This is a genomic window from Pseudoalteromonas luteoviolacea CPMOR-1 (assembly GCF_001625685.1).
Lineage (GTDB): Bacteria > Pseudomonadota > Gammaproteobacteria > Enterobacterales > Alteromonadaceae > Pseudoalteromonas > Pseudoalteromonas luteoviolacea_K.
In genome coordinates this window covers 14,957-28,736 of record NZ_AUYC01000020.1, presented here as the reverse complement: position 1 = coordinate 28,736, position 13,780 = coordinate 14,957, and the positions used below count along the sequence as shown (strand labels likewise).

The window sequence follows — 13,780 nt, the reverse complement described above, 5'->3', positions numbered from 1 at the left end:
TTGCGTTGCCATAATGACTGAGGCCAAGTGCCTGAGCTGTTTGCAACTTCGAGGTTAATGTTTACTTTGCTGTAAACTGGTTACGCACCACTTTGTGCCGTATGACTGGCTTGATGTGGGCGGGTTTCTGATAAGCTTCGACGCGATAATTTGCCATTACGATTGCGCGGAAGCGCTTCCCAATACACGATTTGCTCGGGCAACATATATTTTGGCAATCGTTTGGCACAATGCATTTTTAACGTCAGCAATGACGGTGGCTTAATCCCAGCGGTAGCCACGTGCGCAACGAGGTTTTTCTGCTCATCTAACACCACTAAGCACTCTTTGATTTCTTGGTGTTGATAAAGCGCTCGTTCCACTTCGCCAAGATGCACTCGGTACCCCTTTACTTTCACCATATGATCTTGGCGACCAACATACATAAGCTCACCCAGTTCATTGATGTAACCAATATCCCCGGTGTTGTATGCCTTTTCTTGACGTAAGTCTTTACCCCAGTAACCATCAAATACAGTGGGACCAATCACAGTGATAAACCCCTGCTGCCCTAGTGCTACATCATGACCATCTTGGTCGCAGATTTTGATGCGCGCCCCACTTGCCGCGTATCCAATCGGTAGCTCATCTGGCACAACGTCTGGTACTTTGTAATAACTGCAGACATTCGTTTCTGTGGGGCCATAAAAGTTGAATAAATCACTCAGAGGAAACTGGGCACGTAACGTTTTAAGAGACTTCAACTCAAACGCCTCACCCGCAAAGATAATGGTATGAAGCTGCTTACATTTTTGCCCAAACTGTGCATCAGCATTCATCATCATGGTCAAAGCAGTTGGTACTGAATACCAAATAGTGATTTGACGCTCAGCAATAAAATTAACCAGTTTCTGAGGGACGTAACTATCTAGCTCGGATACAAGATGCACACTGGCGCCACTTGCCAAAGCCACATAAATGTCCAAGACCGATAAATCAAAATGCCAAGGTGCATGGTTCGAAAATCTATCCGAGGCGACGGGTTTTATTTTCTCGATAACCCATTTTACAAATGCGAGGGCATTGGTATGGCTGATCCGAACGCCTTTTGGCACGCCCGTCGACCCAGAGGTATACAACATATACGCTAATTCATCTCCAGCGGGCGCGACATCACTTTTCAATCTTGATGGCTGACACGCCAGCACATCACACCAGTGACTTACTTGATTGATCTCACTCGCCTGTGCCGCTTGAGCACTCAGCTCACCCTCACTATCAAGAACAATAAAATGGCAACCCTCGGCGCGCGTCTCACGGTACTGCGCCAATTTGGCCTGAGTCGTGAACAGAGCTTTCATGGCACAATCGCTGCGGATAATGTCAACTCGAACCATCGGGTTCATGGGATCAATTGGCACATAGACGGCGCCAAGTTTGGACACTGCCAACATCGCAGCCAATGCACGACATGACTTGTCCGCCCAGATCCCCACCCTATCCCCTGATCTGATGCCTTTGCTTTGCAACAGTACGGCTATTTGTGTCACCGCAAGAGATAAATCGCCATAGCTATATGACTCTTTATTGTCAGCAACGGCCAATGCACTATCGCCACCAACGCATAGTCCTTTGAGTAAAACATCACTGAGTATGTTCATAGCAGGCCCAACCTATTGCAGATAAGTTCACGTTGAATGTCAGAGGTGCCAGAAAACAGAACTGATCCAAGTGCGTCACGAATGCTTGAATCCACGCCGCTTTCTTGCAAATACCCCAGCGCACCATGCACACGGATAGAATCTATTCCAGATTGCACAAAGGCTTCACTGATGGCTAATTTACTTGATGCCACTGCTTTGGTGTTGTCAACATTCTGTGACTTTTGCCAAGCAGCAAAGTACAACAGTAGTCTGGCGCTTTGTAGGCGCACTTCCATATCTGCAATACGATGTGAAACAGCTTGAAATTTGCTGATTGTTTTGTCGCCTTGCTTACGGGTATTGGCATAATCAATACAGCGCTCAAGGTCTCTTTGCATCACGCCAATGAACAGGGCAAATAAACAGCAGCGTTCCCAATCCATGGAGGCAGCAAAAATACGTGCGCCTTGCCCTTCACTTCCAAGTACGTAGTCTTTATGCACTTTGACTTCGTCGAAGAATACTTGATTAAGTTGCGCTGAGTTTAGGCCCAATTTTTTATAGCTGTTACCAACATCAATACCGGGTAAGTCTGCTGGTACAACAAACGCGGTTTGACCAAGATAACCAAACTTCTCGTTTGTTGTCGCATAAAGTACAAAGTAGTCTGCGACACTGCCGTTTGTGACATATGATTTAGCGCCTTTGATAACGTAATAATCACCGTCACGCCAAGCTTTGGTTGTCAACTTACCAATATCAGAGCCAGCTTCAGCTTCCGATATCGCGTTTGCCGCAATCTTCTCACCACTGGCAAGCAATGGTAATAACTTTTGCTTTAATTGCTCACTACCATGCTCATAAATGGGCATCGCACAGGCAAAGGTATGTGCGGCACCGGCAAATAAAATACCCGTGTCCGTACATCCTTGACCTAAACCTTCTAAGACTTTGACAGTTGTTAAAATATCAAAGCCACTACCAGCTGGTGAGTATTTAGCATCTATTGGTAATCCAAAATAACCAAATTCGCCAAGAGCACGCCACGCTTCCTTCGGAAACTCACCTTGCGACAACTTAGAAAAATCTAAGTCCTTGGCAAAGCTCAGTGCATGCTCAAATAACTCGAGCTGATCCTCATTCCACTCAAAGTTCATAATCAATCCTTCCCTTAGAAGGAAAAGCGCAATGCTTTTCCTAACCGACCATTTGCTTGCGGTCGTACTCTTCGATGGCATTTCTAAAAATGGTTGGTGCCTTCCAGCCTTCACAATCAAAGCAACAGCCACCAAGCAAACGGATCACTTCATCGCGCAAGTCCGGATTTTGCATCTGGTAGCCAAAAAAGATTGGATAAATCCAGAAGTAACGGATCAGGTCAGCTGCGATTTGCTGTCCACCATTACTCCAGTCTCGATAAGCATAAAATGGGGTTTTCCAATCATTGCCGTCAATCGCTTGCTTAATCGCATCCGCTGCGCGGATCCCCTCTTTCATGGCAAATGACACGCCATACGAAAAGATAGGGTCTAAAAAGCGATGCGCATCCCCAATACACAACCAACCATCACCCACAAAAGGTTCAATTCGGTAAGAGAAGTCAGCCATCGATTGTGACTCACCAACACGCTCAGCATTTTGGAAGCGGCGTCGGATCTCAGGGCTGATATTTTCCATCCCCCACGCAATGGCATCGTCTGGGTTTTTACACTCTTTGTAATAGAGATCTTTGGGGATCACTATCCCTAAACTGTCTGTATCTGGTGAGATTGGGATGATCCATGACCAGTGATACTGCTTCGAGTATAAAATAGTGGTGTTTGTCGAAAATGGCGGTAAATCACGCTCAACCCCCTTGTAATGAGCAAAAGAAGCAATCTGCTGTGAGAAGAACTCAATTTCACGTTTACCAGCAATGCCTTTTCTCGATAAAAAGGTATTTTGACCACTGGCATCCACCAGTACTTTGGAGCGCACTTGATGTTCCATACCATCGGCTTTGTAAATGGCACCAACGACTTTACCTTCATGTTTAATAACATCTTTTACTAAGCCTTGTTGATATTCCACACCATGCTCAAGGGCTTTACGCTTTAACATGTTGTCAAAGTCACTGCGTCTCACCTGCCATGTAGGCGCAAGAATAGGAATGAAAAACTCATTTTTAGATAGAGAGCCAATCACATTTACGCCAGGTTTATCAGGAAACCCTGCCGCATTCATTTCATCTGCAAGGCCCAAGTCCCTTATGATCTGACCCGCATTACCGGTTAGTGATTCACCGATGTGAAAACGTGGAAACTCATCTTTTTCGATACATAATACGGATAAACCCTTTTTACGACACTCAATACCACAAAGACTGCCTGCTGGACCGCTACCAATAATGACTACGTCGTAACTTTTAAATGCGCTCATGCCATATCCACCTTAGTTAAGAAATCTTCAACAACCCAAACAAACTCTTCAGGGCGCTCAGATGCTGAGAAGTGACCACATCTAGACAGTCGTGTAACCGTGGCATTCTCAAGTTGCTCGGCCGCTTTTTCACTCCATTCAGGCGGAATGATTTGGTCATGATTACCCGCAACAAACAGTGTTGGTACCGTGACATTATCAAAGGTCGACGCCATCGACTTTTTGGCATAATCATCTAAAAAGGTGTGGTACGCAGGACGTGACAAAACATCATTCAATAGATCTTCAAGCGCAGGCGTCATCTTCGGTGGATGATAATAAGCAGCCGCTAAGAACTGCTCAGGATTGGCGGACATTTTTTTCAGATCTCCCCACCAGCTATCGACATCTTCGACTAAACCAAAACCAGTACAAACCAACGCTTTTACTTTGTCTGGATAACGTCTGGCAATTTCAGTCGCGATCATGCTGCCTGCTGAATTTGCAACTAGCACCCACTCTTGCTCTTCCAATGTTTCCAAATACTGTAATGTGTATTCAACGTGGTCCACATAAGAGGGCGCATCGTTGGTACTTTCGCTTAAACCAAACCCAGCTAAATCCAACGCAACCGCATTATGACGCCCTTGTACAGAGCGCAGTGTGGATGACCAAGAAGTAGAAGGGTTACCAAGTGCTGGCAATAAAATCCAAAGAGGGCCATCCCCTTTAACACGCAAAGTATGCTGCTTGAAGCCGCTACCCGCTGGAACGAGTTCACTCTTGATACCGTAGCTTTCTTGTAATTTAACCAAACGATCTAGTTCAGAGGTGGCTTCTTGTGCTTGCGCTTTATCCTCTGAACTTAACGCTGTGATTAATGCACATAAGGTTTCTATGTTTTCAAAATGAACAGGCGTAATGTCATGCTCAGGAATTTTCGCACCGTAGCGCTGATCAACATGTGCCAGTAATCTGACCATAGATAGTGAGTTTAAAATCCCAAGCTCCAAAAGCGGTGTATGTTGATCCAGATCGGGCGCCGCCCCTTCTAATAAATCTTGATTTATAAATTCAATAAGTTCTTCAATCATCCTAGTTTCCTATCTAGTCTGGCAATATTGTTGACCTGCAACAAACACTCAAAACACCTCAATGTTTATCCGTATCCTCAGGCTCGTTTTCTGTAGGCACTTGACTCTATCGGCCTTGAACGGGTGCTGTATGCCCTGCTCGTTCGTCTGTAAAAACTTTATCGCTATCATGGTTTTTCGAACATAGCTCCTGTGGACTATCCCTTTGGTCCGAACGGACTATAGGCACAGTGGTGTAAAAAAATTACCTTGTTGGGACTATCACTAAGAAGGAAGCAAGGGTATATGAAACAGGGTAATAACCATTTGGTTAAACCAGTCAATCGAGAGTCGACGCCGCATTTGGAGCCAATTTATCAAGCCATAGAGAACAACCTAGGATTTATTCCAAACGGGATCCTTACCATGGCGAAAAACCCCATGCTTGCGCAGGCGTTTGGCCAGCTATTTGGCTGCCTGAGCAAGTTTGAACACATTGATAATGAACTCAAATGGGCCATCGCAACCATCAGTAGTAATGCCGCAGGCTGTCAGTACTGCCAAGGACACTTTTCGCATATTGCCAGCCGAGTCAATGTCAACAAAGCGAAGGTCTTGGCAGCCTTTGAATTTGAAACCAATGTGCTTTATGACCAAGCCGAGCGTGCTGCGCTGCGATTTGCTTTTGCTTGTAGTACTTCACCTGCACATTTGGAAAAGTCGCATTATGAAGAACTCGGTCAGTATTACTCTGAACAGGCAGTCATTGAGATCGCTGCTGTTGTGGCTATCTGCGGCTTCTTAAATCGCTGGAATACAGCGATGGACAGTCAATTAGAGGCAGACCCCGCTGCCATTCTTGATGAGATCAATCAAATCACTAAATTCACCGTATAAGGACAACATGATGCCTGAGATTACATTTGTAGATTTTGCAGGAAACGAAACCAAGGTCGATGTACCAAATGGCACATCTTTGATGCAAGCTGCCATGGAAAATATGGTCGAGGGCATTGAAGCTGAGTGTGGAGGTTCTGGTAGCTGTGCCACTTGCCACTGCTATTTAACAACTGATTGGCAAGGAAAAATTGCCGAACCAGACAGTAGTGAGAGTGACATGTTAGAGATGGTCTCTGAGCCCACCGATTTGAGCAGACTAAGCTGCCAAGTACTGGTCTCTGATGAGCATCATGGTTTGCAAGTACATTTGCCAGAATCACAATATTAAGGAGTTTGATATGCAAAGGTGTGTCATTATCGGCGGTGGTCATGCAGGGGCACAAGCATGCACCAGTTTACGCAAAGAAGGCTGGACGGGGCAAATCGTACTGCTGACCGATGAAGACAGCCTGCCCTATCACCGCCCCCCCTTGTCGAAAACGTACTTACAAAACCAAGTGACTGCGGAAAAACTACTGATCCGCCCTCAAGGCGCGTATCAGAAAGACGACATAGAAATCAGGTTAAAAACTCGAGTAAAGCGTATCGAGCCTACGCAGCAAAGTATCGAATTGCATAATGGTGAACATCTCAGCTATGACAAGCTGCTCATTTGCACCGGCAGTCGCGCAAGGACAGCGGACTGTATGGGGGCGCAGTTAAACAATATTTTTTACATAAAAACCTTAAAAGATATCGAAAAACTCTCCCTTGCCATTGATGTAAATAATAGTAAGAAGCGTATCGTGATGGTCGGCGGTGGCTACATTGGCTTAGAAACCGCCGCTGTACTTAAAAAAATGGGCCATGACGTCACCATCATTGAGCGCGAGTCTCGGCTACTTGCCCGTGTCACGGCAAAGCGAATTTCCGCATTTTATCACAATCTACATAAAAGCAATGGCATTAAGATTTTTACACAGACGAATGTGGTGGCATTTCAAGGCAAGGACGCTGTCAGCACCGTACTGTGTGAGGACAAGGTTATTCCCGCAGACATCGTAGTTGTCGGCATAGGTGCTCAAACCAACACCGAGCTTGCACAAGAAGCTGGATTATTAGTCGAACATGGCGGCATTGTGATTAACGAGCTTTGCCAAACTACTGACATGAACATTTATGCCGCGGGCGATTGCACCATAGGCATCGAACACCACAGTGGCCTTGCAACACGCATTGAATCTGTACCTAATGCTCTGGAGCAGGCGAAAACAGCCGCCGCGACCATCTGTGGCAAATACAAACCCGTCACAGCAGTACCTTGGTTTTGGTCAGATCAATTCGATTGCAAAATACAAATTGCAGGTCTAAATCAAGGCTACGATGAAACCGTTTTACGCCAAAAAGACGATAAAGCCTTATCTCTTTGGTATCTAAAGCAAGGCAAAATTATTGCAGCTGATTGTATCAACTGCGCAAAAGAATTTATGGCAGCCAAAAAAATCATTGCTAACAAGCTCGATGTACCAAAAGCGCTGTTAAGTAACACAGATATTGACCTATTTAAAGCGTTAGCCCAATTAAGCTGACTTGACAAACCGACTCACATAAAACGGCGCACACCCCAAGCGTGAAAGCCCAAAAGAGCCCTAATCGGGCTCTTTTTTTATTTGCTTGCTTGCGTGACTTTGGGCCGCTTTTTCACACTATATGCTTTGGGGTTAAATGGGTGGAGTAATTCGGCTGCGAAAGACTTTCCGAAACTGTCTTTCACCCCCAACGGTTCATCACATGGTCCGGGTACTCGATACGTGCCAAAAGCCCGGTCAAAAATAGAAAACACGGTAGCAAAATTGGTGTGGTAGGCGTTTGGATTTGCGGCGTGATGCCAGCGATGCATCGCAGGAGACACAAATACCCTACTCCACTTTCCGTATGTCCAAGGTAAATCTGCATGAATAAAGTAACCGTAATAGTTTCTGACCATATTATTGGCCACAACGGCATACGGTGGGATCCCCATTAAAATCAAAAACGAAGTGTCTATTATCATGGTAGTGAAAAAGTTCACTGGATGAAAACGCTGTAATGTCAGCCAAGTCATATGCTCGTCAGTATGATGAACTCGGTGCGAAGGCCACAGAATTCTTGAGTGCTCAAACCGATGTCGCCAATAGCCAATAAAATCTCCCAGAAATATCGCAGCAAATATCACCACAGGCTCTGGTAAAGCATACCAAAAAGATCTATCAATGAGACCTATCGGGTATGAATAAAAAAATGCATACAACCCGCCAGCAACAGGCATCAACAACAGTAAATTTAATCCCATCCAACCGAGATTGAATGCACCCGAAGCCATAGCAGAGCGAGCTTGATTAAGCACTTCCTTTCCTTTTACCAACACAGCGAGTAGCACAAAAAGCAACCCGATTAATAATAAATTAGAAAAAGCGATCACGACCTGTTTTGCTGCAACTTCTAAAAAATCCAGCATTACGTTAATTTACCTAGAAGGATGACAATGCCTATTTTGTAACAATGACAAGCCAAAAGAACAAGTTAGTTTGATATAAACGTGCACACTGCCTGTTTAAACGGTATGCACGTCCAGGTTTACGAATGGATGGGGCTGTGAACTGTATGCGGTTTTGCTACACCAAAATCTTCTAAAATGCTGTATAAACAAGGCAAGACGAGTAGTACCAAGCAAGTCGAAGTGACAATACCAAATACAATACTGGTTGCCAGTGGTATTAATATTTGCGCTTGCAAGCTTGTCTCAAAGAGTAAAGGCGTCATGCCCGCAACCGTTGTCACAGAAGTTAACACCACCGCACGAAATCTATCATGACTAGCCATCGCTGAGGCCTCATGTACGCTCATCCCCTGCTTCACTCGGCTCTTTACAAACTGAACCAACAAAATGGAGTCATTAACCACAATGCCTGCTAGAGAAATAAACCCCATCAAAGAAGGCATTGAGAAGTTTATCCCCATGACAAAATGTCCCCAAATTACCCCAATCATAGCAAGTGGAATTGAAACCATTACAATGACAGGCTCAATATAGCTATGAAATTGCAGCGCTAAAAGCAAGAAAATCCCGATCATGCCTAATAGCATCGCTCTGCGCATTGAAGCTTGGGTGATCCCTGCATTTTTGACCTCACCCTCAATGCTGTAGACAAGCGAAGGATAACGAGCCTGCAAGTCTTGCAGAAATGCTTTTTTTAAATCTCCCACCACTGCTGACGCAGTATTCAACTCACTATCTACATCAGCATACACGGATACACTGGTCAAGCTATCAAACCGATTAATCACCGCAAATCCGCGTGTTTGCTCAATATTCACCAGCGCAGAAAGTGGAATAGCGACACGGGAAACAGGGTGAATGATTGGGAAATTATCAAAATCACTATAATCATTCATACTGTCTTCGCTAAGCTTTACTGTCACCTCATAGTCTTCAAGGCCAATGTGGGTTTCCAGTAGTTTGGTGCCTTGAAAAGCAGGCCTTAACTGGTTGGCAATGATCATTGAGTTAATCCCCAAATCTAATGTACCTGGCTTCAGCGTTAGCGTGTATTCAGGTTTGCCCGGACGTAAATTATCCGTAATATTTTGCACACCTTGATAACCCTTTAACCAAGTTTTTAATTCGTATGCGGCATGGGCCAAATCGATGGTGTTATCTGACATTAAACGAATATCAATCGCGCGCCCTTGTGGTCCAAGTTTGGGCTCTTTAAATGAGAGGGTCAGTGCCTCTGGCAAAGTGCCAAGTTCAGTCCGCCAAAGATCCGAAAAAGCCTGAATGGTGGTATGACGCTGCTCGGCACTGAGCAAATCAACAGAGATGTAAGCAAGATTGGCCCCCTGATCTTGATAGTCTGGATTTTCTCCATACGTGATGGTCATCGCTCTGACTAGCCCCGAGCCTTCATCTTGACTAAGTTTTGCATTGGTACGCGCGAGGGCAGCTTCAATCTTGCCCATGGTTTGCTTTGTGACTTCAAAAGGCGTGCCATTTGGCATCAAAAGTCTTCCCTGTAACACATCCCCATCAATATCAGGAAAGGCGGTAAATTTTAATGTCCCAGAGATCAACATACTTAACGAAAATAAGAAACACGCAATCACTGCGCCTATTACTAAATATCGGTACTTAATAAGACGATGATTTAAGACCAAAATGGCATCATTCCAGCGGCGAAATTTTGCTTCAAAACGACTGCGAATATCCGCAACTTTCGAGGATATAGGGTTGTCCCTGCGTTTAGATTGCAATGCATGAGATAAATGATTAGGTAAAATTAAAAAGGCTTCAATCAAAGAAACAGTGATCACTGAAATTAATACGATGGGGATCACTTTGAGGATCTGACCTAAATTCCCTTCAATGAACACAAGACCAATGAAAATACATAACGTCGTTACAAAAGAAGACAACACGCCTGGCAGTACCACAAGCGTGCCTTTTAGTACCGCCTCCTGAACGGCAAGACCTTGCTCGATTTTAGTACCAATAGATTCGGCAATCACAATGGCATCATCCATCAAAATCCCAAGCGCCAGTAATAGTGCAACCATAGACAGCATGTTGATAGACACACCAAAATGCAGCATTAAAAAGAAGCTCGCTAAAAATGACACTGGCAACCCCATCACGACCCAAAAGGCATATTTAAACGAGAAAAATAGCCACATCACGCCAAAAACCAATAATAAGCCTTGCCAAGCATTGCTGATCAACAGCGATATTCTATCTTTTACCAAACTGGTATTATCGCTGGTTAAGGTAAGCACCACACTTTCGGGTAAGCTGGCTTTGATCTGTAATAGTGCGCTTTCAGTGGCTTTGAGTACTCGTAAACTGTCATCCACAGAGTTCTTTTTCACGGTCAAAATTGCAGCTTGTCGACCATCGTAGTAAATTCGCTTTTCCTCTTTTTCAAACGTATTGTGTACCTGACCTAAATCAGCCACGGTTACATCATTCCCCTGCGTGCCAGATGCAACAACCAAAGTACTCAGTGACTCAATATCTTTACGTTCGTCCATCAAACGAATTTGTGTGTCCGCATTTTCAGTATTGAGTGTACCTAACGGCAGCTCAATATTCTGGCTAGACACACGCCTACCCAATTCTTCCATACTCAACCCATATTGACGTAGGGTGTCCTGTGACGCACTGACTCTTAACTGATGTTTAGAAAAATCATTAATTTCAATTATGGGAATATTTGGGTCACGCAGTAGACGTTGCTTTACTTGCTCAGCCAATGCTTTTAATTCAACACGCGTCAAATCATCATATTTTGACGTCAGTGCAATACTGACAACTTCCTGCGTTCTGCCACGTTCTTGAATGGTCCATTGCTCGACCTGCTCTGGGAAATCGTCGATGGTGTCTATGGCATTTTTTACGTCCGTAGTAAATTGCTCAAAGTCGCCCTGCTCAAACATTTTTACCGTCATTTGGCCAAGATTTTGCCGAGCGACACAATGACGCTCCTCTAAAAAACTGATCCCATCTAGTGCTCTCTCAAGACTTAGGCAGATTTTTTGCTCAACATTTTCTGCCGTTGCCCCTGGATATGGCACCATAATATCAATCTGATAACTTTCAATTTGTGGTAACGTTTCTCGCTTAATTTGTGGCAAGCTAAATAGCCCAATTGCCAAAAATAGCATCATTAAAATATTGGCAGCTGTCGGGTGAGCAATGAAAAAACGTATCATATCAGTGCCGCTCCGTTGCTGTCGCATCACTGAGCAATGCTGTAGGGGTGAGGTTTAATTGAGTCCCCGAAATTGCGGGAAACAAATCTGTGGTGATAAGCTTAGCGCCGACAAGTGATGGCTTATTTAATAAAAAGCTATCTCCTTGCTTTATTGCACCATGTAGAGGAAGTTTAGTTAACTTGTCTTCTTTATCCGCCAATAACGCATGACCATCTCGAACAAAATGGCGAGGGATCACCACAAATGTTTGTTCGCTGGCAGACAAAGTTACTTTCGCTCGCATGCCAGCAAGTAGCGGAGGCTTTTCACCCAGTGAAATTTGCTGATAACTATCGGCAATAGATACCACAACACCCACAGTTTGACTTTGTGGGTCTATTTCATCACTGAGCCGCTCTATTGACGCAGGCCAGTAAACCCCCGGCTGGGACAATATCTCTATCTTTGCTTCGAGACCTTGCGCTTTCAAGTAAGCCGCCATCCCATCATCTGAGATATTTTGTAAGTTGGGCGTTTGCTTAAAAAAGCCAGAAAACTGGTTGAATATTTGATAAGTGTATTGCGCGTTTATCAGTACTTTTTCTATGTCGCTGGCACTGAATAAATTCGCCCCTTTGGTAACTAACTGACCTCGCTCAATATGAACCTGATGAATACGGCCATTGAATGGCAAGTGCACTTTAGTACGGTTAATATCAAGTTTGGCTTTATGAACATCAGCAGCGGCTTTTTTGACTTGCGCCTGCAATGCTTTCACTTCAAGAGGTAATAAACGCGCTTGATTTAAATTCCGCTGTAAATCTTGTTGCTGCACCAAGACGTTTTGTTGACCCTTATCGAGCTCATTTTGAGATACACTTGCACTAGAGAATAAACGCTTTAACCTAGTAAATTCTGCTTCAGCAATCTTTAGCTTATGCTGACTCAACTTAATATCTAGTTGGTTATTTTTTATCGCTGTTTGCTTAACTGCAAGTTCCACCTCAGCGCTGGCTAAACTTGCCTCGGATTTAGCCAGTTGTAATTGATAGTCACTGTCATCAATCTCTAACAATAGTGTACCTTGCTTGAAAATTTCGCCTTTTTTAAGCGCTGGATGTACATAAGTCACAGCACCTGACACTTGCGCAAGGCTATTGAGCTGAATATTAGGCGTCACCTTCCCATATCCAACTACTTCAGGCCTCACTGATTGCATCGTTAACGCTTGAAACTGAGCCCTCTGTCCTATTTGCTCAGCATTATCATGTTTAGTTGATGACGCTAGTTTGACAACTAGAATTACAAGCACTACCCCCACTAAAATGGCGATAGGCAGGTTTTTTTTTGCGCTAAGATCCCACCTCATTGATGTCACTCTCCTTAAGTCCGTATATGAAATGCTGGTATAAATCCTTTGCCCATGCTTCACCTTGGATCTCATTATCATCAATTTGCCACGCTTGCTGACGCAAGGTTTTTAAAATATAGGGAGAAACAACAAGTGTTATGAGCTGAAAAGCCGCTAACTTTGCTTTTTTATGATCGTCTGTGCCTGTTTCTTTTTGGATAAGAGGCGGTAAAAACTGTGAGACACGAGCAGGAAACGAAGCCATAAATGCGTGTGCCAAAGGCGTTGTTTTATTCAGTACTTCTTCACTCAACAAATGCACAATACCAGGGTGAGTTTGCAAAATTTCACCAAAGCGAAGTATAAATTGATAAACTGGTTGCGATTGCTCTGTTAAACCTTCGAACTGTGAAAACTGTTCATCTGCAATGGCCTGAATTAATTCAACAAATAAATTTTCTTTGCTGCCAAAATAGTATTTGATCATCGCCGAATTAATGCTTGCTTCTGCAGCAATGTCCCGAATGGTGATTTGACTATATGACTTGGTATTGAGCAGTTGCTTCGCTGACAATATCAGCTTAGCCCTCTGCTCAGCTTGCTTTAACTCACAAACTGGGCGACCCCGTGTCGCTTTTTTATTAGTATCTGATTCCATCTTGTTTTCTTATTTTTTTAATCGACTGGTTAATTAAATAAAAAGTCAGGCCCACAGTCAAACAAATGTT

General features: G+C 44.1%; 11 protein-coding genes. 3 read left to right on the top strand and 8 right to left on the bottom strand.

Features of this window, described 5'->3' with window-relative positions:
* Positions 1 to 80 precede the first annotated feature (80 nt).
* Genes N473_RS07280 through N473_RS07265 form a run of 4 tightly spaced genes read right to left on the bottom strand, consistent with a single transcriptional unit; the run spans position 81 to position 5,113 of the window.
* Positions 81 to 1,640 (bottom strand): amino acid adenylation domain-containing protein, encoded by a 1,560-nt coding sequence (locus N473_RS07280; protein ID WP_063367339.1) that lies wholly within the window; start codon positions 1,638 to 1,640, stop codon positions 81 to 83.
* Complete coding sequence (locus tag N473_RS07275; protein WP_063367338.1) at positions 1,637 to 2,779, bottom strand: acyl-CoA dehydrogenase family protein; 1,143 nt, start codon at positions 2,777 to 2,779, stop codon at positions 1,637 to 1,639. Before N473_RS07275 ends, N473_RS07280 begins: the two co-directional genes overlap by 4 nt.
* Before the next feature lie 40 nt (positions 2,780 to 2,819).
* Entirely contained in the window at positions 2,820 to 4,040 is a 1,221-nt protein-coding gene (locus N473_RS07270) for an NAD(P)/FAD-dependent oxidoreductase (protein ID WP_063367337.1), read from the bottom strand.
* The gene (locus N473_RS07265; RefSeq protein WP_063367336.1) at positions 4,037 to 5,113 is read right to left on the bottom strand and encodes an alpha/beta fold hydrolase; all 1,077 of its coding nucleotides are present in this window, start codon (positions 5,111 to 5,113) and stop codon (positions 4,037 to 4,039) included. Before N473_RS07265 ends, N473_RS07270 begins: the two co-directional genes overlap by 4 nt.
* Positions 5,114 to 5,398: 285 nt before the next feature.
* On the opposite strand from N473_RS07265, the gene N473_RS07260 reads away from it, so the two are divergent.
* From N473_RS07260 to N473_RS07250, 3 genes are read left to right on the top strand one after another with little or no spacing between them, the layout of a single operon-like run.
* Complete coding sequence (locus N473_RS07260; RefSeq protein WP_063367335.1) at positions 5,399 to 5,989, top strand: carboxymuconolactone decarboxylase family protein; 591 nt, start codon at positions 5,399 to 5,401, stop codon at positions 5,987 to 5,989.
* A 7-nt stretch (positions 5,990 to 5,996) separates the two neighbouring features.
* On the top strand, positions 5,997 to 6,320 hold the full coding sequence (locus N473_RS07255) for a 2Fe-2S iron-sulfur cluster-binding protein (RefSeq protein WP_231099535.1): 324 nt from the start codon (positions 5,997 to 5,999) through the stop codon (positions 6,318 to 6,320).
* A gap of 10 nt (positions 6,321 to 6,330) precedes the next feature.
* A complete protein-coding gene (locus N473_RS07250; protein ID WP_063367334.1) occupies positions 6,331 to 7,560 on the top strand; it encodes an NAD(P)/FAD-dependent oxidoreductase in 1,230 nt (409 codons plus the stop codon).
* A gap of 77 nt (positions 7,561 to 7,637) precedes the next feature.
* Here the strand turns inward: N473_RS07250 and N473_RS07245 are convergent, their stop codons facing one another.
* From N473_RS07245 to N473_RS07230, 4 genes are all read right to left on the bottom strand, one after another.
* On the bottom strand, positions 7,638 to 8,468 hold the full coding sequence (locus N473_RS07245; RefSeq protein WP_063367333.1) for a sterol desaturase family protein: 831 nt from the start codon (positions 8,466 to 8,468) through the stop codon (positions 7,638 to 7,640).
* Between the two features lie 119 nt (positions 8,469 to 8,587).
* Entirely contained in the window at positions 8,588 to 11,719 is a 3,132-nt protein-coding gene (locus N473_RS07240) for an efflux RND transporter permease subunit (RefSeq protein WP_063367332.1), read from the bottom strand.
* Between the two features lies 1 nt (position 11,720).
* A complete protein-coding gene (locus tag N473_RS07235; RefSeq protein WP_063367331.1) occupies positions 11,721 to 13,070 on the bottom strand; it encodes an efflux RND transporter periplasmic adaptor subunit in 1,350 nt (449 codons plus the stop codon).
* Complete coding sequence (locus N473_RS07230; protein ID WP_063367330.1) at positions 13,054 to 13,710, bottom strand: TetR/AcrR family transcriptional regulator; 657 nt, start codon at positions 13,708 to 13,710, stop codon at positions 13,054 to 13,056. The genes N473_RS07235 and N473_RS07230 overlap by 17 nt, the downstream gene beginning before the upstream one ends.
* Positions 13,711 to 13,780 lie beyond the last annotated feature (70 nt).